Source organism: Streptomyces sp. NPDC057253 (assembly GCF_042669125.1).
In the GTDB taxonomy this organism is placed as follows: domain Bacteria; phylum Actinomycetota; class Actinomycetes; order Streptomycetales; family Streptomycetaceae; genus Streptomyces.
This window is the reverse complement of sequence record NZ_JBHUXV010000142.1, coordinates 1-21,424: the sequence shown is the minus strand read 5'-3', so window position 1 is coordinate 21,424 and position 21,424 is coordinate 1. Positions and strand designations below refer to the sequence as shown.

Annotated in this window: 22 protein-coding genes; 12 read left to right on the top strand and 10 right to left on the bottom strand. The window is 70.2% G+C overall.

The window, feature by feature from the left end; translation table 11 throughout:
- Positions 1–4: 4 nt before the first annotated feature.
- The 3 genes from ACFULQ_RS42425 to ilvA form a co-directional block, all read right to left on the bottom strand.
- Complete coding sequence (locus ACFULQ_RS42425) at positions 5–805, bottom strand: ABC transporter permease (protein WP_383555222.1); 801 nt, start codon at positions 803–805, stop codon at positions 5–7.
- Entirely contained in the window at positions 802–1,782 is a 981-nt protein-coding gene (locus ACFULQ_RS42420; RefSeq protein WP_383555219.1) for an ATP-binding cassette domain-containing protein, read from the bottom strand. The genes ACFULQ_RS42425 and ACFULQ_RS42420 overlap by 4 nt, the downstream gene beginning before the upstream one ends.
- 145 nt (positions 1,783–1,927) lie before the next feature.
- Positions 1,928–3,157, bottom strand: a complete 1,230-nt coding sequence (gene ilvA / locus ACFULQ_RS42415) for a threonine ammonia-lyase (RefSeq protein ID WP_383555216.1) — start codon at positions 3,155–3,157, stop codon at positions 1,928–1,930.
- Positions 3,158–3,320: 163 nt separating this feature from the next.
- Between ilvA and ACFULQ_RS42410 the strand changes: the two genes are divergently transcribed.
- The 3 genes from ACFULQ_RS42410 to ACFULQ_RS42400 all read left to right on the top strand — a co-directional run bounded on the left by ACFULQ_RS42410 (position 3,321) and on the right by ACFULQ_RS42400 (position 4,765).
- Positions 3,321–3,824: a MarR family winged helix-turn-helix transcriptional regulator gene (locus ACFULQ_RS42410; protein ID WP_383555228.1), complete on the top strand. Its 504-nt coding sequence runs from the start codon at positions 3,321–3,323 to the stop codon at positions 3,822–3,824.
- Between the two features lie 142 nt (positions 3,825–3,966).
- Positions 3,967–4,476, top strand: a complete 510-nt coding sequence (locus tag ACFULQ_RS42405) for a sigma factor-like helix-turn-helix DNA-binding protein (protein ID WP_383555213.1) — start codon at positions 3,967–3,969, stop codon at positions 4,474–4,476.
- 40 nt (positions 4,477–4,516) lie between these two features.
- Positions 4,517–4,765 (top strand): hypothetical protein, encoded by a 249-nt coding sequence (locus tag ACFULQ_RS42400; protein WP_123762762.1) that lies wholly within the window; start codon positions 4,517–4,519, stop codon positions 4,763–4,765.
- Between the two features lie 26 nt (positions 4,766–4,791).
- Here ACFULQ_RS42400 and ACFULQ_RS42395 read toward each other — a convergent pair whose 3' ends face one another.
- Complete coding sequence (locus tag ACFULQ_RS42395; protein WP_383555211.1) at positions 4,792–5,949, bottom strand: cystathionine gamma-synthase; 1,158 nt, start codon at positions 5,947–5,949, stop codon at positions 4,792–4,794.
- A 270-nt stretch (positions 5,950–6,219) separates the two neighbouring features.
- Between ACFULQ_RS42395 and ACFULQ_RS42390 the strand changes: the two genes are divergently transcribed.
- From ACFULQ_RS42390 to msrA (ACFULQ_RS42375), 4 genes are all read left to right on the top strand, one after another.
- On the top strand, positions 6,220–7,338 hold the full coding sequence (locus ACFULQ_RS42390; RefSeq protein ID WP_383555208.1) for a hypothetical protein: 1,119 nt from the start codon (positions 6,220–6,222) through the stop codon (positions 7,336–7,338).
- Between the two features lie 295 nt (positions 7,339–7,633).
- Positions 7,634–9,328 (top strand): M48 family metalloprotease, encoded by a 1,695-nt coding sequence (locus tag ACFULQ_RS42385; protein ID WP_383555205.1) that lies wholly within the window; start codon positions 7,634–7,636, stop codon positions 9,326–9,328.
- Positions 9,325–10,464 (top strand): hypothetical protein, encoded by a 1,140-nt coding sequence (locus tag ACFULQ_RS42380; RefSeq protein WP_383555202.1) that lies wholly within the window; start codon positions 9,325–9,327, stop codon positions 10,462–10,464. The genes ACFULQ_RS42385 and ACFULQ_RS42380 overlap by 4 nt, the downstream gene beginning before the upstream one ends.
- 204 nt (positions 10,465–10,668) lie before the next feature.
- Entirely contained in the window at positions 10,669–11,370 is a 702-nt protein-coding gene (gene msrA, locus ACFULQ_RS42375; RefSeq protein ID WP_383555200.1) for a peptide-methionine (S)-S-oxide reductase MsrA, read from the top strand.
- Between the two features lie 316 nt (positions 11,371–11,686).
- Here the strand turns inward: msrA (ACFULQ_RS42375) and ACFULQ_RS42370 are convergent, their stop codons facing one another.
- Positions 11,687–12,367 (bottom strand): hypothetical protein, encoded by a 681-nt coding sequence (locus tag ACFULQ_RS42370; protein WP_383555198.1) that lies wholly within the window; start codon positions 12,365–12,367, stop codon positions 11,687–11,689.
- 130 nt (positions 12,368–12,497) lie between these two features.
- On the opposite strand from ACFULQ_RS42370, the gene ACFULQ_RS42365 reads away from it, so the two are divergent.
- Positions 12,498–13,091, top strand: a complete 594-nt coding sequence (locus ACFULQ_RS42365) for a DUF4291 domain-containing protein (protein WP_383555196.1) — start codon at positions 12,498–12,500, stop codon at positions 13,089–13,091.
- Between the two features lie 171 nt (positions 13,092–13,262).
- Positions 13,263–13,454: a hypothetical protein gene (locus ACFULQ_RS42360; protein WP_383555194.1), complete on the top strand. Its 192-nt coding sequence runs from the start codon at positions 13,263–13,265 to the stop codon at positions 13,452–13,454.
- 379 nt (positions 13,455–13,833) lie between these two features.
- Here the strand turns inward: ACFULQ_RS42360 and ACFULQ_RS42355 are convergent, their stop codons facing one another.
- A complete protein-coding gene (locus tag ACFULQ_RS42355; RefSeq protein ID WP_383555192.1) occupies positions 13,834–14,115 on the bottom strand; it encodes a hypothetical protein in 282 nt (93 codons plus the stop codon).
- 305 nt (positions 14,116–14,420) lie between these two features.
- Here ACFULQ_RS42355 and ACFULQ_RS42350 point away from each other — a divergent pair, with 305 nt between their 5' ends.
- Positions 14,421–16,028, top strand: a complete 1,608-nt coding sequence (locus tag ACFULQ_RS42350) for a M48 family metalloprotease (RefSeq protein WP_383555190.1) — start codon at positions 14,421–14,423, stop codon at positions 16,026–16,028.
- Positions 16,029–16,152: 124 nt separating this feature from the next.
- Here ACFULQ_RS42350 and msrA (ACFULQ_RS42345) read toward each other — a convergent pair whose 3' ends face one another.
- Complete coding sequence (gene msrA / locus ACFULQ_RS42345; RefSeq protein ID WP_383555188.1) at positions 16,153–16,665, bottom strand: peptide-methionine (S)-S-oxide reductase MsrA; 513 nt, start codon at positions 16,663–16,665, stop codon at positions 16,153–16,155.
- 247 nt (positions 16,666–16,912) lie between these two features.
- Here msrA (ACFULQ_RS42345) and ACFULQ_RS42340 point away from each other — a divergent pair, with 247 nt between their 5' ends.
- Positions 16,913–17,830, top strand: a complete 918-nt coding sequence (locus ACFULQ_RS42340) for a DUF5829 family protein (protein ID WP_383555225.1) — start codon at positions 16,913–16,915, stop codon at positions 17,828–17,830.
- Positions 17,831–17,875: 45 nt separating this feature from the next.
- Here the strand turns inward: ACFULQ_RS42340 and ACFULQ_RS42335 are convergent, their stop codons facing one another.
- Both ACFULQ_RS42335 and ACFULQ_RS42330 read right to left on the bottom strand, forming a co-directional pair.
- Entirely contained in the window at positions 17,876–18,259 is a 384-nt protein-coding gene (locus ACFULQ_RS42335) for a VOC family protein (protein ID WP_383555185.1), read from the bottom strand.
- A 181-nt stretch (positions 18,260–18,440) separates the two neighbouring features.
- The gene (locus ACFULQ_RS42330; protein ID WP_383555183.1) at positions 18,441–19,481 is read right to left on the bottom strand and encodes an NAD(P)-dependent alcohol dehydrogenase; all 1,041 of its coding nucleotides are present in this window, start codon (positions 19,479–19,481) and stop codon (positions 18,441–18,443) included.
- A gap of 186 nt (positions 19,482–19,667) precedes the next feature.
- On the opposite strand from ACFULQ_RS42330, the gene ACFULQ_RS42325 reads away from it, so the two are divergent.
- Positions 19,668–20,570 carry a helix-turn-helix domain-containing protein gene (locus ACFULQ_RS42325; protein WP_383555180.1) on the top strand — a complete coding sequence of 301 codons (903 nt, stop codon included), beginning with the start codon at positions 19,668–19,670 and terminating at the stop codon, positions 20,568–20,570.
- A 45-nt stretch (positions 20,571–20,615) separates the two neighbouring features.
- On the opposite strand, the gene ACFULQ_RS42320 is transcribed toward ACFULQ_RS42325, so the two are convergent.
- On the bottom strand, positions 20,616–21,386 hold the full coding sequence (locus ACFULQ_RS42320; RefSeq protein ID WP_383555177.1) for a group II truncated hemoglobin: 771 nt from the start codon (positions 21,384–21,386) through the stop codon (positions 20,616–20,618).
- Between the last annotated feature and the right edge of the window lie 38 nt (positions 21,387–21,424).

Below are 21,424 nucleotides of genomic sequence, written 5' to 3'. Positions count from 1 at the left end.
CCGCTCAACCGTGGGCCCGGCGGTACTTGCGGACGGCCAGGGTGCGGAAGACCAGGACGATCAGGACCGACCAGATCAGCGAGGCCCACACGGGGTGCTGCATGGGCCAGGCGTCGGAGGCCTGGAAGCCGGGCGGGAGGTTCCCGAACAGCTCGCGGCACGCCTGCACGGTCGCGCTGAACGGGTTCCACTCCGCGATGTGTCTCAGGAATGTCGGCATCTGGTTGGCGTCCACGAAGGCGTTCGAGATGAACGTCAGCGGAAACAGCCAGATCAGACCGCCTGAGGTCGCCGCCTCGGGGGTGCGTACGGACAGGCCGATGAGTGCGCCGATCCAGGAGAACGCGTATCCGAGCAGCAGGAGCAGGGCGAATCCGGCGAGCACCTTGCCGAAGTTCTCGTGGGTGCGCCAGCCCACGAGCACGGCGACGATCGCCAGCACGACGAGCGTGAGCGCCGTCTGGGCGAGGTCGGCGATGGTCCGGCCGGTCAGGACCGCGCCCCGGGTCATGGGCAGGGAGCGGAACCGGTCGATGAGGCCCTTGTGCATGTCGTCGGCGATGCCCGCACCGGCGCCCGCGGTGGCGAAGGTGACGGTCTGGGCGAAGATGCCGGCCATCAGGAACTCGCGGTAGGCCTGGGTGGAGGTGGACGAGCCGACCTGGATCGAGCCGCCGAAGACGTAGGTGAACAGCACCACGAACATGATCGGCTGGACCAGGCCGAAGATGATCATCTCGGGAATCCGGCTCATGCGGATCAGATTCCTTCGGGTGATCACCAGGGAATCACTCACGGCGCTCACTTGGCGGTCTCCTTCTCGTCGCTCTCCTCGTCCTTGGCCTCGGCCACATGTCCGGTCAGGGAGAGGAAGACGTCGTCGAGGGTGGGTCGGCGCAGGCCGATGTCGTCGATCTCGATGCCGCGGGTGTCGAGCTCACGGATGACCTCGGCGAGCAGCTTGGCGCCGCCGGTCACGGGGACGGTGAGCTTGCGCATGTGGTCCTCGACGGTGGTCTCCCCCTTGCCGAAGCCGCGCAGCACCTCCGCGGCGGTCTGGATGTGCTCCCGCTCGTGCACGACGACCTCGACGCGCTCACCGCCGGTGCGGGCCTTGAGCTGGTCGGAGGTGCCCTGGGCGATGACCCGGCCGTGGTCCACGACGGCGACGTCATGGGCGAGGTGGTCGGCCTCTTCCAGGTACTGGGTGGTCAGCAGGAGGGTCGTACCGCCGGAGACCAGCTGTTTGATGACCTCCCACAGCATCTGGCGGTTGCGCGGGTCGAGGCCGGTCGTCGGCTCGTCCATGAACATCACGGGCGGGGAGACCACCAGGGCGGCGGCGAGGTCGAGGCGGCGGCGCATGCCGCCGGAGTAGGTCTTGGTGGGGCGGTCGGCCGCGTCGGCGAGGTCGAACTGCTCCAGCAGTTCGCTCGCGCGGGCCTTCGCCGGCTTGGCCTTCATCTGGTAGAGACGGCCGACCATCTGGAGGTTCTCGCGGCCGGTGAGGTATTCGTCGACCGCCGCGAACTGGCCGGAGAGGCCGATGGAGCGGCGGACGGCGTCGGGTTGCTTGAGCACGTCGATGCCCGCGACGACCGCGCGGCCGCTGTCGGGTTTCAGCAGGGTGGTCAGACAGCGGACGGTTGTCGTCTTGCCCGCGCCGTTCGGTCCGAGGAGGCCCAGGACGGTGCCCTCCGGGACATCGAGGTCGACGCCGTCCAGAGCCTTTACGTCACCGAAGGTCTTGACCAGGCCTTCGGCATAGATGGCGCCTGGCATATGAGTCTCCACGTCGTCGGGGGAATCTTCGGAAAGCCTAGGGAGGCACGACCTCCTGCGCCTTCCGTTTTCCGGACACACCATAACGCGATGTATCGCGTCTCTCAATGGACTTGCCCGAACGAGTGAACCCGAGTCCGTGACCTCAGTCGATGACGGTGTAACCCGCCTCGCGCAGGGCGCGGCCGACCTCGGCGCAGTGCTCCGGCCCCTTCGTCTCCAGGTGCAGCTCGACCTCCGCCTCCGCGAGCCCGAGCCGTGGGTCGGTCCGGACGTGGCTCACGTCGAGGACATTAGCGTCGACCACTGACAACACCCCGAGAAGCGTCGCGAGGGCACCGGGACGGTCCGTCAGCCGCAGCCGTACGGCCAGGTAGCGGCCCTGCGCGGACATGCCGTGGCGCAGGACGCGCTGGAGCAGCACCGGATCGACGTTGCCCCCGGACAGCAGGGCGACCACCGGGCCCTCGAAGGCGCCCGGGTCGCTCAGCAGGGCCGCGACCGGACTCGCACCGGCCGGCTCGACGACCAGCTTGGCCCGCTCCAGGCACAGCAGCAGCGCGGCGGACAGCTCGTCCTCCGTCACCGTACGGACCTCGTCCACCAGGTCTTCCACGATCCCGAACGGCACATCGCCCGGCCGGCCGACCTTCATGCCGTCGGCCATCGTCGCCGGGTTCTCGATCGAGACCGGGCGCCCGGCCGCCAGCGAGGGCGGATACGCGGCAGCGCCCGCCGCCTGCACGCCCACGATCCGCACGTCGGGCCTCAGCGCCTTCACGGCGATCGCGACGCCGGCCGCGAGTCCGCCGCCGCCGATGCCGAGGACGATCGTGCGCACCTCGGGGCACTGCTCCAGGATCTCCAGGCCGACCGTGCCCTGGCCCGCGATGACATCGGGGTGGTCGAAGGGGTGGATGAACACCGCGCCCGTCTCCGCCGCGTACTCCTGAGCGGCGGCGAGCGTCTCGTCGACCACCTGGCCGTGCAGGCGCACCTCGGCGCCGTAGTCCCTGGTCGCGCTGATCTTCGGCAGCGGGGCGCCCTTCGGCATGAACACCGTGGAGCGCACGCCGAGCAGGGTGGAGGCCAGTGCGACGCCCTGCGCGTGGTTGCCGGCGCTGGCGGCCACGACGCCCGCGGCCCGCTCCTCGGGCAGCAGCCCGGCGATCCGGACGTAGGCGCCGCGGAGTTTGAACGACCCCGTGCGCTGGAGGTTCTCGCACTTGAAGTGCACCGGCGCGCCGACCAGCTGACTCAGATGGCGGCTGCCCTCCATCGCGGTCGTCCGCGCCACGCCCGACAGCATCTTCTGCGCGCCGCGCACGTCGTCGAGCGTCACCGGCGGCACAGGGTGGGCCTTGCGGTAGTTCATGACTCAAGTCTCGCAGTTCACACGTGCGGGCTCGCTCTGTGACCAACGTCCGAGACGGGTTTGCGCAGCGCTGGTACGGCCCGCCTCCCGGCCGCGTACTCTGTCCCCCAATCCAGCTCCCCCTTCATGAAGTGAGCCTCCGGCCATGCCCACTACACCTGAAATGTCGATGGACATGACGACCGTCGGTGACACCGGTCTCCTCGACACCCTCCAGCACGAGGTGGCGGTCTTCGCCCGGCGTGCCGAACAGACCCGGCTCGGCGGGGTGGGGCAGGTGCGCAACTCCATGGATCGGGCCGCCTACCTGCTGCTCAACCGGCTCGACAAGGAAGGCCCGATGGGCGTCAAGGCGCTCGCGGCCAGCATGGGGATCGACTCGTCGACCGTCACCCGGCAGGTGGCCCCGCTCGTCGACACCGGGCTGGTCAAGCGCACCTCGCACCCCGAGGACGGGCGCGCGGTGGTGCTCCAGCTGTCCCCGCGCGGGCAGTCCCGGCTGGAGGAAGTGCGCTCCTCCCGGCGTCAGTTGATGGCCGAGCTGACACACGACTGGGCGCCCGAGGAGCGCGAGGCGTTCTGCACGCTCCTCACGCGCTTCAACACGGCGCTCAGCTCCCGGATGACCGCCCAGGGCGTCCCGGGGCCCGAGGTCCAGTCCTCCTGACCACCCGCACGCGCGTGTACCTCCCCACCTCTTGACCGGACGGGCGCGCCGGGCCTCATATGAGACCGGGGGGCCTTCGAGACCGGGTTCTCGTGGTCGTGCGAAGCCGTCGTACGACCGTCGGCGGGCGGCGGGAGGTGCGGTGCGCCAACGGCAGGTGGTCCAGGGCACGCGTCGGGCCAGGGAGTTCGAGGCGTTCGTCGCGGGCGCGTCCGGGCGGCTGCTGCACACCGCCACGCTCCTGACGGCGGAGGCCCCGGACGACAACCCGCGCGCGCGGCGCCTGCTGACGCTGGCGCTCGCCCACACGTACGCGTGCTGGGACCGGCTGCGCGGCGAGGACCCCTACGACCGGGCCCGCCAGTACCTCGCGCTGCGCTTCGCGCACGGGGCCTGGCGCCGCCACGGCCTGCTGCTCCGCGGCCGCACGCACCCCACCAGCCCGCTGGCCCGGCTGACCCCGCAGGAACGGCTGGTCGTGGTGCTGCGCCTCTACGAGGGCGTGGCCGAGGAACAGGCGGCGGCGCTGCTCGGCCTGCCCACGGAACGCGTCCGCATCATGTGCGACCGGGCGACGGCGAGCCTTCTGCACCCGCCGCGCGCGACCGCACCGGCGGTGGTGGGCGCGAAGGCAAAGGTGGCCGCGTCATGAGCCACCCCCTCATGGGAAACCCGGGCCCGGGGAGGCCCACGTGAACCGGAGCCAGCGTGAGGCGGCCGTGCGGCAGCTCATGGAGCGGGCCTCGCCGCAGGTGCCGGCGGACCTGTACGGGGACGTCGTACGGCGTGGGACGCGCATGCTGCGGCGCAGGGTGGTGGCGCGCCGGCTCATGTGGCTGGCGCTGTTCGCGGCGAGTGTGGCGTTCGCGGTGTGGGCGCTGACCGCGCGCCCGTGGGTGGAGCCGCCGTCCACGACGACTCCACCGATGACGGGCTGGTGAGGTCGGGCCCCGCCTACTGGCCCTGCCTACTTGGTCAGCGCCTGCTGGAGGTCTTCCAGCAGGTCGTCGACGTTCTCGATGCCCACGGACAGGCGCACGAGGTCGGCGGGCACCTCGAGGGCGGAGCCCGCCACGGACGCGTGCGTCATCCGGCCGGGGTGCTCGATCAGCGACTCGACACCGCCCAGGGACTCGCCCAGGGTGAAGATCTTCGCGCGGTTGCAGACCTCGACGGCCGCCTCCTCGCCGCCTTCCACCCGGAAGGAGACCATGCCGCCGAAGGAACGCATCTGCTTGGCGGCGACCTCGTGGCCCGGGTGGTCCTCCAGGCCCGGGTAGAGCACCTGCGTCACGCGCGCGTGCCGGGTGAGCATGTCGGCGACCTTGGTGGCGTTCTCGCTGTGCCGGTCCATGCGCACCGACAGCGTCTTGGCGCCGCGCAGCACCAGCCAGGAGTCGAAGGGCCCGGCGACCGCGCCCATCGCGTTCTGGTGGTACGCCAGCTCCTCGCCGAGCGTCTCGTCGGCGGCGACCAGAGCGCCGCCGACGACGTCGGAGTGGCCGCCCATGTACTTGGTCAGGGAGTGCACGACGACGTCGGCGCCGAGCGCCAGCGGCTGCTGGAGGTAGGGCGTCGCGAAGGTGTTGTCCACGACGAGCTTCGCGCCCGCGTCCCGGGAGACCTGGGCGAGGGCGGCGATGTCGGTGATGCCGAGCAGCGGGTTGGAGGGGGTCTCCACCCACACGGCCTTGGTCTTCGGGGTGATCGCGGCCCGTACGGCGGCCGGGTCGCTGGTGTCGGCGACCGACCACTCGACGCCCCACCGGGCGACGACCTTGGCGAACAGCCGGAAGGTGCCGCCGTACGCGTCGTTGGGGATCACCACGTGGTCGCCGGGGCTGAGCAGCGTGCGCAGCAGGCAGTCCTCGGCCGCCAGTCCGGACGCGAACGCGAGGCCCCGGCGGCCGCCTTCGAGGGCGGCGAGGTTCTCCTCCAGGGCGGTGCGGGTCGGGTTGGCGCTACGGCTGTACTCGTAGCCGCCGCGCAGCCCGCCGACGCCGTCCTGCTTGTAGGTCGAGACCTGGTAGATCGGGGGGACCACCGCTCCGGTGAGGGGGTCCGCGGTGTTGCCCGCGTGGATCGCGAGGGTCTCGAAGTGCTGACTGATGTGCCTGTCGCTCATGGGCTCCGAGGGTAGTCCGCTCGCGAGGCGGATGACGGACGCCGAGCGCCGGGGCCGCCGCACGGCAGGGTTTTCCCCCGGCGTCGGGGCCCGGGCCACGTGTTTCCCAAGGTGGTTCGGGCCTGGGCGGGGACTTTCCTGAGGGGCGGGCGGGGGCGTTCGGGCTGCTCGGGGCGGTTTTCCCCAAGGGGTGCGAGTCGGGTCGGGGAGTTTTCCACAGGGCGGCGACCGGGTTGGGCAATTGTCGGTGGCGTCTGGAACTCTTGAGGCATGGAGATTCTCTGGGTCCTGATGGCGGCGGTCCTGCTGAGCTTCGTGCTGCTCCCGTTCCTGCGGCGCAGGCGAGGCGGGATCGAGCTGGTCCCCGCGGGCCACCCGGACGCCGCGGACCCGGCGGACTACGGCTTCATGCGCCAGGAGGAGCTGGACATCCGCATGCCCGGCCCCGACCAGGACCTGCTGGACGTCCTGGACCTGGTGCAGCGCACCCAGGACTACAAGGCGGCCTCCCAGCTGCTGGCAGGCACCGAGCGGGAGGGCGAGCAGCGCTGGCAGCGTGTGCAGGCCTTCGCCGGGGCCGCCTCGCTGGAGCTGCGGCAGCGGCCGGGCGGGGTCAGCGAGGCGCCGGGCGGGCAGTGGCTGCGGGTGTGGCGGGCCGAGCAGCCCAAGGACGCGGGCGGCGCGGCCGTACACGCGGAGTTCCTGGTGCAGCAGGCGTGGCGCACGTCGACGCCGGGCACCGACGACTTCCGGATCATCATGGAGGAGGCGAGGGCGGCCTGCGGCGAGGCGGCTCTGCTGGCCCCCGGCGATCCGGTGCCGTACATCGTGGAGCTCTCCGTCGCGCGCGGACTGGCCTATTCCCAGGCGGAGTTCGAGCAGCTGTGGCTGAAGATCCTGGACCGCGCGCCGAACCACATGGGCGCGCATCTGGCCGCGCTGCACTACTGGTGCGAGAAGTGGCACGGCTCGCGGGAGCTGGCGTACGGCTTCGCGGAGGCGGCGGCCGCCCGGGCCCCGCACGGCTCGTTGTTGGCCGCGATGCCGCTGTTCGCGGTCTTCGAGCACCTGCCGGAGGTGAACCTGGTCAGCGGCTTCTACCAGAGCGAGGTCGTGACCAAGGCGATCCACGGCGCGCTGCACGCGGTGCACTCGGCCCGCGCGGACGACCCGATGCTGGCCCATGTGCGGCATCTGCTGGTGTTCTTCCTGGTGCGCAGCGAGCGGTGGGCGGAGGCGATGAGCCAGCTCGTGCACATCGACGGCCATGTCGGCGCCCTGCCCTGGACACTGTCCGCCGACCCGGCCGCCGAGTTCGCGATATACCGGGCCCTGGCGGTGGCGGGGTACGAGGCCAACGGCGGCAGCCCGGCGACGCTCGCGCAGTGACGCCGTAGTCGCTCCGCGGTGGCGCCTCAGTCACTCGCACAGTGGCGTTGTAGTCACGCGCACAGTGGCGCCGTAGTCACTCGCGCAGAGGCGTCGAAACCGCCCTCCCCGGGCGGGTCACAGGCCCTCCCGTGGAAGTGTCTTGCCTGATGGCGGGCCGGTCGGCCATACTCCGCGCTCACACCCCGTTCGTCATGAGCACGCCTGAAGTGCTCACCGGCCGACAGGGTGTTCCATGATCCTTTGATCCGTCCCGTGGGGGGACCGATCCGTCCTGTGGGGGGACTCCTGCCCAATGGGCACGACTCTGCGTGCGCTGCGCGCTCTTCTGCTGCTCGCCGGCTTCTACCTGCTCGGCGTCCTGCTGCTGGCCGTCCTGGCCGGCGCCGACTATCTGCTGCTCCTGCACGCCCCGACCAGCCTCGCGGGCAAGTTGATCATCGTCTCGGTGCTGCTGGCGATCCCGCTGGTGCGCGGCCTGTTCATGCTGCGCACACCGCGGGACGAGGACCTGGCGGGCCTGCCCGTCACCGAGGCCGATGAGCCCGAACTGTGGCAGACGGTAAAGGAGTTGGCCGATGAGGTCGGCACCGCCGCCCCGTCCCGGATCGTCCTGACCGCCGACGTCAACGCGGCCGTCGCCGAGGACGCCCGGTTGCTGGGGCTGAGGCCGGGACCGCGCCGCCTCTACCTCGGCGTACCGCTGCTCCAGGGGCTGTCGCAGGCGCAGTTGCGGGCGGTCCTCGCCCATGAGCTGGGCCACTACTCGAACTCCGACACCCGGCTCGCCGCCCTGACCGTGCGCGGCCGCGCCCAAGTGCTGCGCACCATCCGGCACTTCGAGCAGCGCGCCGACAACACGGCCGCGCGCGAGCAGGCCAAGCAGGAGAAGAAGAACGCCAAGGCCGAGGCGAAGGGCAAGCAGGCCAAGGAGGTCGACACCGGCCACGCCGGCATCACCTACCGCACCATGGCGAAGATCTACATCGGCTACGCCAAGCTGTACTTCCGCGCCACGCTCTCCGTCTCCCGCCGCCAGGAGTACGCCGCCGACATCGCGGCCGCCCGCATCGCCGGACGGGACGCCACCGCCTCGGCGCTGCGCGAGATCCCGGTGCTGGACGGCTCGTTCGACTTCTACATGAGGTGCTACGCCACCCTCGGCACCGGGCAGGAAGTGCTGCCCCCGCGCGGTGAGATGTTCGGCGGCTTCGGCCGGATGCTGAGCGGCCGCAGCCTGGAGCTGGTCGAGATGCGGGGCGATCTGCCGACGGGGCCGACATCGCCGTACGACTCGCACCCGCCGATCGCCGACCGGGTCCGCCGGATCGAGGAACTGCCCGACGACGGACGCGCGGACGAGGACCGGGGCGCCGCCCTCGACCTCCTCACCGACCCGGGGCGGACGCTGACGGAGCTGGAGGACGCGGTGCTGACGGAGGAGGTGCGGCGGTTCCGCCGTACCGCCGACTGGCAGGAGCTGCTCGACCTGGTGATGGCGGAGTCGTTCCGGGGCGGAGTGACGCCGCTGCACCGGGCGTACGCCGAGTACACCGGCGAGCAGCCGACGCTGCCCGCGCTGCTCGACCTGATCGAGGACGGCCGGCTGTGGGAGCTGGCGAAGCGGCTGCCGATGTCCGAGGAGGCGGCCGCGGCGCAGGGGCGGGTGTTCCGTGAGTTCGTACGGCCGATCCTGCACAAGTCGCTGAAGAGCATGGCGATGGCCGAGCTGAACGCGCGTGGGCTGCTGCGCTGGGAGTTCTCCTGGGAGCGGTCGGCGATCCCGCGGCTGCCGCGGGGCGCGGACGGCGGAGAGACGGATCTCGACGAGGTGGTGGCACCGGTGGTCGCCGACGCGCCGGACACGGTGGCGCTGCGGGGGTTGCTCGCGCGGGAGCCCGGTGAGCGCGGGGAGGCCGGTGAGCACGGCGAGGCCGGTGAGCACGGCGAGGCCCGTGCGTCCCATGAGTCCGAGCGAGGTGCGGTGTGATCATCCTCTGGATCGTTCTGGGTGTCATCGGGCTGCCGCTGCTCGCCCTGGGCCTGTACTTCCTCAGGGCGATCGTGCAGGGCGCGATCGAGGGCTGGCGCGGGGCGGACGACGGGTCGGAGGACGGCGCCGACCAGCCGTACGAGCTGCCGGCCGCGGCCGCCGCGCTCGGGATGCTGCCGCCGGAGCAGCAGAACGGGGACTCCGCGGGGCCGGTGCCGGCCGTGCTCACCGCCGCCGTAGCGGCTGCCAAGGGTGGCGACTGGCAGCCGGCCGCGGAGCTGCTGGAGGCGACGGCCACCGCGCGGGACTGGGAGAACCGGTCCTTCCACAGCTGGTGGCTCGCGGACGTCGCCGCCGAGGACGACACCTGGCTGCTGGCCTGGGAGAGCGCGCGCCCCGACGACCCGGGGGCCGCTCTGGTTCGGGCGCGCAGCACGGTGGCGCTGGCGGGGAAGGTCCGCGGGGCGAAGCAGGCGAAGTACACCACCGCCGAGCAGTTCCAGGGATTCCGCCGGCTCATGGAGCAGTCCCGCGAGCACCACGCGCGGGCGGTCGAGGTCGGTGTCGAGGGCGATCCGGTGCCGTACGTCGGACGGATCTCGACCGCGTTGGGGCTCGGTGACCCGCACATCGAGATGGAGCGCATCTGGAAGGAGATCACCGACCGCGACCCGCACCACTACGAGGCGCACTACATGGCCCTCCAGTACTGGTGCGCGAAGTGGCGCGGCTCGGAGAAACTGGCCCGGGACTTCGCGGCCGAGGCCGCGTCGGGGGCTCCGCAGGGCAGCCTGCTGACGGTCTTCCCGCTGATCGCGCACTTCGAGCACGACGAGTCGGACACGACGGACGCCGACCGTACGCCCCATATGCGGGCTCTGGTCGACGCGGTGCTCGCGGATGTGGCGGCGGCGGATCCGGGCCATCCGCGTCTGCCGGAGGTCCGGCACCTGTTGGCGTACTACCTGTGCCTCCAGGACCGGGACGAGGCCGCGGGGGAGCAGTTCCGGCTGGTCGACGGGTATGTGGACGCGTTGCCGTGGCGGTATCGGGGTGATCCGGCGGGTGAGTTCTGCCGGATGCGGGATCTGAGTCTGGGGAATGTGAGCGGGGGCGAGGGGGCCTCTGCCTGAGGGGGCCGGCGTGGGGGTGCGGTCGGAGCGCCGGGATGCGGGGGTGGGGGCTGACGGTCGGAATGCGTGGCGGTACGGGGACGTTGTCGTGCTGGCCGCCCCACATCCCGGCGACCGCCCCACAATCGGGCCACGCCCCCCGTTGCCTCCGCCGCCCCGCTTCCGTGCCCTCGCTCGCCACTCGCTCACGAAGGAGCCCGCGTCATGCTGTTCGGCCGTACGCCCGTTCTGCCCACGCCCGAGCAGGCGTTGCAGGGCCGCTCCGAGCCGGTGTTCACGGTGCCGGACCGGCACACGGTCCTCGGCACCCCGCTGCTGGGTCCGTACCCGGAGGGCTACCGGCTGGCGGACTTCGGCATGGGCTGCTTCTGGGGCGCGGAACGCGTGTTCTGGCGGCTCCCGGTGGGCGTGTGGACCACGCTGGTCGGCTACCAGGGCGGGCACACCGAGAACCCCACCTATGAGGAGGTCTGCTCGGGTCTCACGGGCCACGCGGAGGTCGTCCGGGTGGTGTACGACCCGGCGCTGATCTCCTACGAGCGCCTCCTGAAGACCTTCTGGGAGTCCCACAACCCCACGCAGGGCTTCCGCCAGGGCAACGACGTGGGCACCCAGTACCGCTCGGCGATCCACACCCACTCCCCCGAACAGGCAGCGCTGGCCGAGTCGTCACGGGCCGCTTACCAGAAGGTCCTCACGTACTCGGGCCACCGCACGATCACGACGGAGATCCTCCCGGCCGGGGACCGCCCCTTCTATCCGGCGGAGGGATATCACCAGCAGTACCTCGACAAGAACCCGGCGGGGTACTGCGGGATCGGCGGGACGGGGGTCAAGCTAAGTGATCCGTCCGGGACGAACTGGGGAGCGTCTTGCCCCACAGGCGTTGCTCCTGCTGGGGAGTAGGCGCGAGGCTCAACAGATCGTCTGGTTATGGCTGTGGGGGTCGGTCCGGCATGGGCGAACTGGCTGTGCATCACGATCGGCAGCGATGGTGCGCACAGCCCTGGCGCATGCCGCCCACCGCGCTCCATCCCGGGTGCGCACGACCTTGACGGGCGGCTCCGCACACGTCCTGCCATGCCACGTGCACCGGGCTTCCTGAAACGACACGCTTCGGGGGTCGAGCCCTTCGGGAAAATCTGGCCACTCGTCAACCGACGTCATGCCACGACGTTGGTGAGTGCCAGAGCCCTGCGCAGCAGTTCGGGTCGTCCCCGCGCTATGCATGCGAGGGACTGTCGTCAGCCACGTCCGACAGCGGGCTTACGGACACGGCGAGATACCGGAACTCACCGCCTGGTCCGTCCAGTTCGGAGTACGACTCCCAATGGAGGGGATACGTATCCCTCAACGTGCACGTGTTGGCCGTGTATGCGCCCTCGGCCCACAGGAGCGTGCCGGTGAGCTCCTGCCCCTGATGGATTCTGAACTCCTGATCCCGAGTCCGCCCGCGGCTGGCACCGGGCGGGGTCCACAGGGAGGCGTCGTTGGTCAGCATGACGGCAAGACCGTTCTGGTCGGACCGGCGGCAGAAGCGCTCCAGCCTGGCTATGTCCCGCACGAAATGCAGACGGGCCAGGTCGGTGGCTGCGTGCCCTTTCAAGGCGTAGTCCTCGGCAGGAGTACCGACCGTGCCCGTCCATCTCCGGGTGAAGTACTTGAACTCGATTGCGGTGCGGGTCGAGGGGCCGATACACAACAGGTCCAGGTACTCGGTCCTGCCCTCTGTTCGCTGCGGCACCTCAAGCCTGGAGTGTACTTCTGGAGACAGTTTCCACAGAGCCCGCGCGAAGCTGTGCTGAAGATCTGCTTCGGAGTGGAAGACCGGTCTGTGACTGCCCAGTTCCGCAATGACGTCGCCGAGCGAGACGCAACCAGCGATATTCCTGTTGCCGTCCATCGCCGCCCTGTTCATAACGCTGTCGAAGTGGTTCCTGCGCGGAACCTACAAGCCGCGGGCGGCCGCGGTCATGTGAACGGTCGTCGAAAATCGGTGGCCGGCTGAACCGGCCGACCTCACGCTGTAGGCCATGGAAGAACCGCAACGCAGGATCCGCGCGGCCCACTCGGAATCCACGATCACCGTCTATCAGGCGTACTCCCCGGAAATCGGGCTGCCGGCCGCCCGCGACGGTGGTTTCCCCGCCGCGTGGAAGCGGGACAGGATGACGTGGATCAAGCCGTCGTTCCTGTGGATGATGTACCGCTGCGGTTGGGGCGCGAAGGAAGGGCAGGAGACCGTTCTCGCCGTCGAGATCACTCGGGACGGCTTCGAGTGGGCTCTGCGCCACGCCTGTCTGTCGAGCTACACCCCGGGAGTCCACCCCGACCGGGCCACCTGGCAGCGACAGCTGAAACGCGCTCCCACCCGCGTGCAGTGGGACCCGGAGCGCGACCTGCACCTGCGACCGAAGCCGTACCGGTCCCTGCAACTCGGCCTCTCCGGCGAAGCAGCCCGACGCTACGCCGACGAGTGGAGCGTCTCCATACGCGACGTGACCCCACTCGCCCGCGAGATCCATACTCTCGTAAGCGGTGGCGACCTGGACTCCGCCACCAGGCTGCTTCCCCAGGAGCACCCTTACCCCGTTGAGGACGAGATCCTTGCCCTGCTCCACGGATGACGAGCTGGTCAAGCCGACGCTAGGCCCACGGGTCACATGGCAGCACAGGTCCGCCGGCACCGGCGTCTCGTGCCCGGTCGGGCTGGGGGGTACCGAGAGGTGAGCGGCGGCTTCGACCGAGACGCTCTCTATGCCGACCGGCGGTCCAGGCGACCCGGTACGGTCGACGCCGTGCTCCAGGAGGTCGCGGACGATGTGCTCAGCGGAGTGGTGATCAGCGACAGCGGACTCAGCCGTCTGCACCATCCCTATGACAGCGGCGCAGACGTCATCGCAGGAAGCCCCGAAGAACGCGACCGACTGCACGACGGCAACCGCGACTGGCTGCATGACGCGCCGCCCTTCAAGGCCTCACCACCGTGAGCACTGCGCGAGCCAAAGCGAGTTGGGCTTTGGCGCCCCTAGTCGAACGCGACGACCAGGCGGACGCCGTCGTCGCTGACGCGGCCGGCCAATGCCTACATCACGGCGAAGGCATGCGGCCAGTGGGCCGTCGGTCCCAGGACGCCGTCGAGGGTCAGTGGCTCGTAGGAGCAGACCAATTGCTGGTGGTCCACTCGATGTGTTCCGAAGCGCTGTACGAGTCGGCAGGCGGTTCGCCGACGGTGGACAGGAGTTCCGCAGGCCATGAGCTGGATACGAGTTGGCTCCGCAGGATCCCCGGCTGCGACTTCTCGTACCAGGTCACACGGCTGACGAAGTGTTCGGGCGTGGTCGCGGGATCAATGGAGGCGAGTTCGGCTCAGGTGACCCAGCTCGCGCCGTCCATCTCGCCCTGGGCAACCCACGAGCCCAGTGCTGAGCGCATGGCGCTCGACAGGTCGGCGGGAAGCCCACGACCGGCTGCAAGCGGCCGGAAGCCAGCGTAGTTGCGGGCACCGAAGAGGGCGCCGAAGGCCGTGTAGTCGGTCTCGTCGTACAGCGGCCACAGATCCATGGCGGTCACCCATGGTTCGCCGTCGTAGTAGTCGGTGCCCGTGTGCGGGTGGTGAAACTCGATACCGCCGTGGATGTCCGTGCCCATGGTGGCGCACCCCAACTGCCCCCGGCCTGAGTGCCCCAGCCATTATCGGCGGCCTGCGGCGGAGACGGCCCGTGGGCGAGTACGTGCTTGCCCAGGTCACGGGGCTGGCCGACCCCAGTCGACCGAGCACGGCATGCGGCCTGTGGACGTGCCTTGACGTGGATCGTCAAGCAGTAGCGCCTGTCCATCTCGGGTAGATGGGTCAATCGGAAGTGGCGAACCGGGCCAGAAGGCTACGGGTAGTATCCGCGAGCGCAACTGGCCTGGTCGGGCTCGTGAGGCAATTTGGAGTGGGGGACTTCTCGATGACGTTTCGGCTGCGCGCTGCCCGCGCGTTCGCGCTGCTGCTCGGCTTCTTCCTCATGGGCGTGGTTCTGCTGTCGGCCATGGCGGTGCTCGACTGGCTGGTACTGACACGACTGGTCACCGCACGGGCTGCCTGGGTCGAGGGCGCGGTTCTGACCGTCACCGGCCTGCTGGCGGCGGCGATTCTGCGTGGCCTCTTCGCCTTTCTACGGGCCGGCCGTCTGGGTCCGGTCCCTCACGCGGTGGCGGTAACGCCTGAGGACCAGCCCGAGCTGTGGGAACAGGTACGGGCCGCTGCCGAAGTGACAGGGCAGCGGCCGCCCGACGAGCTCTACCTGGTCGCTGAGGTCAATGCGGGGGTCACCGAACAGAGCCGCTTGCTGGGATTGCTGCAGGGGCGACGCCGAATGTTTCTGGGCCTGCCGCTGCTCGCCGGGCTGACCGTCCCGCAGTTGCGCGCCGTCCTGGCCCACGAGTTCGGGCACTACGGCAACCTCGACACACGGCTCGGGGGCGTCACGATGCGCGGCCGCGAAGCACTGATGCACACGGTGGAGGCATTTCAGGAAGGCAGCACCCAGCTGCACCACGCGATCGGTGCCCTGTACGTCGGCTACGCCCGGATGTTTCTGCGGACCACGCAGTCCGTAGCTCGCCACCAGGAGCTCGCCGCAGACCGGATGGCGGCCCGGTACGCGGGCCGTGAGGTGACGGCTGCCGCGCTACACACCCTTCCGGTGCTCGACGGTGCGTACACCCACTACCTGGAGACATACGCCGCGATAGGTAGTTCGCTGGGCGTGCTGCCGCCCGTCGGGGAGGTGCACGGCGGCTTTCGTCGGTTGCTTGCGGCCCGAACCGGGGAGGGGCTCGCTGCGCTCTCCGCCGGTCGGCGGCCGCCCCGGCCGCATCAGTACGACTCGCACCCCCCGATGGCCGAACGGATCGCCCTGATCGACAAGCTGCCCGCTGATGACAGACCGGATCAGGCGACCGATGAGAGGGTCGGGCTGAGCCTGTTGCACGACTCTGACCGGGTGTTCGCCACGCTGGAGGCGCGGACGCTGCCGCCGGAGTCGGCGATGGTGCAGCGCCTGAGTTGGGACGACCTCGCCATGGCCCGCGCCCTCACCGACGCCGAGGACTGGTCCCGGCCGCTACGGGTCGCCGTGGCCAGAGCGCTTCGTTCCTCGGCACACGACGCGGGCGACACGGTGATACGCCGAGATGCCACGGCGGGCGAGGTGGCCGACGGCCTCTTGCCCAGCTTGGAGGAGATACTCGACGTCTTCGACCGCGGCCTGCTCTGGATGGAGGTCGCCGACCGCATGCCCAAGCCGCATCAGGCGGCGCGACTGACCGGGGCGTCCGCCCGCAATTTCATTCGGCCAAGGATCTTCGACGGGCTTGCGGGCATGATCCACCTGCGCCTCGCTGAGTCCGGGCACGCCAAGCCTGACATCGCCTGGTCCGGGCAGCCCGGACTGATTCTCCCCGAGTCGTGGGAGAAGGGCATGGACAACGCCATCGACGCGGCCGTAGCCGACACGCCCGACACGGCTCCACTGCGTGCCCTGCTCGCCACCCCCCACCGCGTCCCTGCGTAGCGGACCGGGACCTCGCCCGCAGCGGGGACCTGCCCTCGCCAAGGGCACCGAGGCGAGGGTCCCCCACCGGTCGAACCCGAAGCAGGCGCGAAGTCGGTAGGAGGGCGGTCGGCAGGGCTGGGTGTCAGTTCTTCGTGCGCTCCGGCAGGCGCCAGTTCGGGCGGGGGAAGTGGCAGGTGTAGCCGTCCGGGTAGCGCTGGAGGTAGTCCTGGTGCTCGGGCTCGGCCTCCCAGAAGGGGCCGACCGGCTCCACCTCGGTGACGACCTTGCCGGGCCACAGGCCGGACGCGTCGACGTCCGCGATCGTGTCCTCGGCGATCCGCTTCTGCTCGTCGTCGACGTAGTAGATCGCCGAGCGGTAGCTGAGGCCGATGTCGTTGCCCTGGCGGTTCTTCGTGCTCGGGTCGTGGATCTGGAAGAAGAACTCCAGGAGGGCGCGGTAGTCGGTCTGCTCGGGGTCGTAGAGGATCTCGATGGCCTCCGCGTGCGTGCCGTGGTTGCGGTACGTCGCGTTCGGCACGTCACCCCCGGTGTATCCGACCCGGGTCGCCGTCACGCCGGGAAGACGACGGATCAGCTCCTCCATCCCCCAGAAGCATCCGCCCGCCAGCACGGCCCTCTGCGTCTGCGCAGCCATTGCCGCTCCTCCCATGTCTGTTCCGCTCGGTCACTCGGGGCGCCCGACCGACCCGTACCTCACCGGCGGTCGACGCCCACTGTCCCCTCAACACGGGAAGGCTCCCGCCGATTCCGGGGGCCACCAGGCGCTGCCGTACGGCACCTCAAGCGCCCCATGTCAATCATTTAGGCTCCGCCGAAAAGGAGCCGTGGCCGCATCCCGCCTGTCCTACGATCCCCGCATGCTGATTCGTCGGACATTACGGATGATCGTCGTACTCGCCGTAACCCTCGTCGGAGCGGTCGGGGGTGGGGTGGGGACGGCGCAGGCCGAGGGAACCGGATCGTCGTACGACCGGCAGTTGCTGTTCTACAACCACTCCTACGGCGTGCTCGACCGGGAGACCGCCGATGCCATCGAGCACTCCGACTACCTCCGGGACTTCGCTAGCTTCGAGGTCCGCACCACGACCGGGTCCGGTGGGCAGACCTGGACCGGCCGCTATCTGCGGGGGCGCGAGACCTACCTGGAGCTGTTCGGAGTCGGTGACCTCCCCGGCCCCGACGGCACGCTCGGCGCCGCCGGACTGGGTGTGTCGACGGAACTGGACGGCGACCTGGCGACGGTCGCCGAGCGGATGAAGAGCGAGGGCGCCACCCCCATCGAGTTCCTCCAGACCCGGGACTTCGGTGACGGCGTGCCCGTGCCGTGGTTCGACGCCCTGCTCACCGCCACCGAGTACGACGCCTTCCAGGCCTGGGCGATGGAGTACCGGCCGGAGTACTTCGCCGACCCCCGGAGCAACACCGAGCCGGCGAGCTTTCCCGAGGACGTCGGCAGGGAGCGCTACCTCTCCGACGACTACCGCGACCACCTGATGCGGGACGTGACCTCCGTGCGCATCGCCGTCACCGAGAGCGACCTCGCCGACACCGTGCCGCTGCTGCGGGCCGGCGGGTTCACCGTGCGGACCCTGGCCGGCGGTGGCGTCGCCGCGGAGGGCGGCGGCACCACGATCCGGTTGGACGCGGTGCCGCGCGAGCAGGCGGGGCTCCAGCGGGTCGGCCTGTCCCTCAACCGGCCCGTGAAGGACCGGCACGTGGAGCGGATCGGCCACTCGACCCTCACCGTCGGCCCCGGCAGCCACGCCGTCTGGACGTTCCCGGCCAACGGCACCCCGTAGATCCCAGCCAACGGCACCCCGTAGCAGGGCGGCAGGGCCTTCGCCCTATCCCCCGCTCCCGTACGGCCGCGTCAGTATCTCCAGCCGATGGCCGTTCGGGTCGTCGAAGTACGCGCCCCGGCCGCCGTCGTTGTGGTTGATCTCGCCGGAGCGGTGGTGGAAGGGGTCCGCCCAGTACGTCAGCCCCGCCCGCTCCACGCGGGAGAAGATCGAGTCGAACTCGTCCTCGGAGACCAGGAACGCGTAGTGCTGGGGCACGATCTCGGCGGGCGTGTCCATGTAGTCGAGGGTCACGCCGTTGGGGATCTCGACGGGGATGAAGGGGCCGTACCGGGGGCTCACCTTCAGGCCCAGGATGTCGGCCAGGAAGCGGGCCGAGGCGTGCTTGTCGTGTGCGGCGACGATGGTGTGGTTCAGCTGAACGGTCATCGTGCGGGCCTCCCGGAAGCCGCAGTGCGTGACAGTGCCTCCCTGCCGAAAGCCTACTCGCCGGGTGGTGACGACAGGCTCCCCGTCGGGGCTCCCGGCGCCGGCGCCCCCATGCCGAAGGGCCCCGGCAGATCGCCGGGGCCCTCCTCTCAAGCGCTGGGTTCTCAAGCGGCCGACGGTGTCAGATCGTCGCCGTGTCGATCACGAACCGGTAGCGGACGTCGCTGTTGACGACCCGCTCGTACGCCTCGTTGATCTCGGACGCGGCGATCAGCTCGATCTCCGCACCGATGCCGTGCGACGCGCAGAAGTCCAGCATCTCCTGGGTCTCGGCGATGCCGCCGATCATCGAACCGGCGAGGGTCTTGTTGCCGCCGATGAGGGAGAAGAGGTTGAGCGCGATCGGCTCCTCGGGGGCGCCGACGTTGACCAGCGCACCGCCCGTCTTGAGCAGACCGAGGTACGCGCCGAAGTTCAGCGGGGCCGAGACCGTGGAGAGGATCAGGTCGTAGGTGCCCGCCAGCTCCTTGAAGGTGTTCTCGTCGCTGGTCGCGTAGTAGTGGTCGGCGCCCAGCTTCAGGCCGTCGTCCTTCTTGCGCAGCGACTGCGACAGGACGGTGACCTCGGCGCCGAGCGCGTGCGCGATCTTGACGCCCATGTGGCCGAGGCCGCCCAGGCCGATCACGGCGACCTTCTTGCCGGGGCCCGCGCCCCACTTCTTGAGCGGGGAGTACGTGGTGATGCCGGCGCACAGCAGCGGCGCGGCCTCGTCGAGGGCCAGGCCCTCGGGGATGCGGACGGCGAAGTTCTCGTCGACGACGACCTTCTCGGAGTAGCCGCCGTAGGTGGGCTCGCCGTCCTTGCCGATGGCGTTGTACGTGCCGACGTTGCCGCCGGTGCAGTGCTGCTCCAGGCCGGCCTTGCAGTTGTCGCACTCACGGCAGGAGTCGACGAGACAGCCGACGCCCACGCGGTCGCCGACCTTGTACTTGGTGACACCCGGCCCGACCTCGGAGACGATGCCCGCGATCTCGTGGCCCGGGACCATCGGGAAGATGGCCTCGCCCCAGCCCTCGCGGGCCTGGTGGATGTCGGAGTGACAGATGCCGGCGAACTTGATGTCGATCAGGATGTCGTGCTCGCGGACCGCCCGGCGCTCGATGGTGGTGCGCTCCAGGGGAGCCTTGGCGGCGGGGGCGGCGTAAGCGGCAACAGTGCTCATGAGGGTGGTTCTCCTCGAAGGGGGGTGCGCGCCCGGCTGCCTTCTGTCGTGTTCCATCCGTCCGGGCACGCATCACAGCCTGCCCCACGAGGCGGCATCCACCCAGGCCCTCACTCTGCCTACGTCCACCGGTCCTACCACTGGCGGGGACAGGATCGTGTGCGTACGACCAGGAATACTTGCCGTATGGACGACATGGCCGAGGAACGTACCGGAGGGGGCTCCCTGGACCGGCGTGCCGAGCTCAGCGAGTTTCTGCGCACCCGGCGGGCCCGGCTGAAGCCGGAGGACGTGGGGCTGCCGCACATCGGGCGGCACCGCAGGGTGCCGGGGCTCAGGCGCGAGGAGCTCGCGCAGCTGGCGGGCGTCTCGGTGGCGTACTACACCCGGCTGGAACAGGGCAACGGGCGCAATGTCTCGACGGAGGTCCTGAACGCGATCGCCCGCGCGCTGCGGCTGAGCGACGCCGAGCACGCGCATCTGACGCATCTGGCGAAGCCGAAGCAGCACAAGAAGAAGGCGGGCGGGCGGACCGAGCAGGTGCGCGGGCCGCTGCGGCAGCTGCTGGACTCGATCGAGGTCCCGGCGTATGTCTCGGGGCGCCGCTCCGACATCCTCGCCTGGAACCGGATGGCGGCGGCGGTCTTCGGGGACTGGTCGGAGCTGGAGCCGCAGGAGCGGAACTGGGCCCGGCTGGTGTTCCTGAGGCCGGAGTACCGCGACCTGTTCGTGGACTGGGACCAGAAGGCGTACGACATGGTCAGCTATCTGCGCATGGACGCCGGCTGCCATCCCGACGACCCGCTGCTGTCCTCTCTGGTCGGAGAACTCTCGCTGAAGAGTGAGGAGTTCAGGCAGCTGTGGGCCACGCACGACGTCAAGGAGAAGACCTACGGCGTCAAGCGTCTGCGGCATCCGCTGGTCGGCGACCTGGCCCTGCACTTCGAGTCCTTCCGGCTGTCCGACGGCACGGAACAGGCCCTGATCACCTACCACGCGGAACCGGGCTCCCCCTCGGCGGACGCCCTCCGCCTCCTGGCCAGCTGGGGCGCGGACGCGACCAGGGCGGGAGAGTCGGCGCGCCCCTGACCCGAGCCGTGCCCCATCCGACAGCTGAGGGACAGGCCCTCGGTCTCAGCCCTGATACGGCAGTGCCGCCCCCCACGTCCACCTCGGTACCGGCTGTTCCGCCGGAGGCTTCGCGTTCGGGCCCGAGAAGTGGACCGCGAGGCGGGTGCCCCACTCCACGTACGCGAGGAACGCCGAGCGGAACTCCGCGTCGGTGGGCAGGCCGGCCTCGTCGGCCGCGTCCTGGATGAGGTTCACCCAGCGGCGGCGCTGCGGCTCGGTGATGCCGCGGCCCATGTGCTTGGCGACCATGTGGCCGTGCCCGCCCTGCGTCTCGGAGTAGGCGGGCGGGCCGCCGAAGACCTCGGTGAGCCAGAGGGCCACGTGCTCGGCGTGCTCGGGGGCCAGGCCCGCGAACACCGGGGCCAGGAGGTCGTCGGCGAGGACCTTCTCGTAGAACACCGTGGTGAGCCGGGAGAAGGCCTCCGCGCCGCCCGCCCAGGCGTAGAGCGTGGGGACGGCGGCGCCCCGGCCGCGGACCGTCGTCGGCTTGTAGTGCCGCATCTCCTCGATGTTCTCCACGTACGGCCGGATCGCGGCGAGGAAGTCCGGGAACAGCTCCGACTTGCGGAAGCCCTCCAGGTGGTCCTCGGTCGAGGTCCAGGTGATGCGCAGCACGTAGTGCTCGAAGTCCTCCTCGCAGCGCGCGAGTTCGTAGTCGACGCACTGCGGGGCCGCCGCCAGCTGGGCCGAGGCGTGGGTGTAGGCGGACAGGAACTCCGCCGAGCGGTCTTCCGGGATCCGGTAGCGGATGTACTCGACGGTCTCTGTGGTCATACGGCCACTCAAACACGGACGCCCGCCGGAAGCAGTGC

What these genes read in the sequence shown, in the direction of transcription:
- ACFULQ_RS42420 (WP_383555219.1), bottom strand. Translation starts at nt 1,782, where the DNA reads ATGCCAGGCGCCATCTATGCCGAAGGCCTGGTCAAGACCTTCGGTGAC.
- ilvA (WP_383555216.1), bottom strand. Translation starts at nt 3,157, where the DNA reads ATGAACTACCGCAAGGCCCACCCTGTGCCGCCGGTGACGCTCGACGAC.
- ACFULQ_RS42410 (WP_383555228.1), top strand. Translation starts at nt 3,321, where the DNA reads ATGTCGATGGACATGACGACCGTCGGTGACACCGGTCTCCTCGACACC.
- ACFULQ_RS42395 (WP_383555211.1), bottom strand. Translation starts at nt 5,949, where the DNA reads ATGAGCGACAGGCACATCAGTCAGCACTTCGAGACCCTCGCGATCCAC.
- ACFULQ_RS42390 (WP_383555208.1), top strand. Translation starts at nt 6,220, where the DNA reads ATGGAGATTCTCTGGGTCCTGATGGCGGCGGTCCTGCTGAGCTTCGTG.
- ACFULQ_RS42385 (WP_383555205.1), top strand. Translation starts at nt 7,634, where the DNA reads ATGGGCACGACTCTGCGTGCGCTGCGCGCTCTTCTGCTGCTCGCCGGC.
- msrA (WP_383555200.1), top strand. Translation starts at nt 10,669, where the DNA reads ATGCTGTTCGGCCGTACGCCCGTTCTGCCCACGCCCGAGCAGGCGTTG.
- ACFULQ_RS42370 (WP_383555198.1), bottom strand. Translation starts at nt 12,367, where the DNA reads ATGGACGGCAACAGGAATATCGCTGGTTGCGTCTCGCTCGGCGACGTC.
- ACFULQ_RS42365 (WP_383555196.1), top strand. Translation starts at nt 12,498, where the DNA reads ATGGAAGAACCGCAACGCAGGATCCGCGCGGCCCACTCGGAATCCACG.
- ACFULQ_RS42355 (WP_383555192.1), bottom strand. Translation starts at nt 14,115, where the DNA reads ATGGGCACGGACATCCACGGCGGTATCGAGTTTCACCACCCGCACACG.
- ACFULQ_RS42350 (WP_383555190.1), top strand. Translation starts at nt 14,421, where the DNA reads ATGACGTTTCGGCTGCGCGCTGCCCGCGCGTTCGCGCTGCTGCTCGGC.
- msrA (WP_383555188.1), bottom strand. Translation starts at nt 16,665, where the DNA reads ATGGCTGCGCAGACGCAGAGGGCCGTGCTGGCGGGCGGATGCTTCTGG.
- ACFULQ_RS42340 (WP_383555225.1), top strand. Translation starts at nt 16,913, where the DNA reads ATGATCGTCGTACTCGCCGTAACCCTCGTCGGAGCGGTCGGGGGTGGG.
- ACFULQ_RS42335 (WP_383555185.1), bottom strand. Translation starts at nt 18,259, where the DNA reads ATGACCGTTCAGCTGAACCACACCATCGTCGCCGCACACGACAAGCAC.
- ACFULQ_RS42330 (WP_383555183.1), bottom strand. Translation starts at nt 19,481, where the DNA reads ATGAGCACTGTTGCCGCTTACGCCGCCCCCGCCGCCAAGGCTCCCCTG.
- ACFULQ_RS42325 (WP_383555180.1), top strand. Translation starts at nt 19,668, where the DNA reads ATGGACGACATGGCCGAGGAACGTACCGGAGGGGGCTCCCTGGACCGG.
- ACFULQ_RS42320 (WP_383555177.1), bottom strand. Translation starts at nt 21,386, where the DNA reads ATGACCACAGAGACCGTCGAGTACATCCGCTACCGGATCCCGGAAGAC.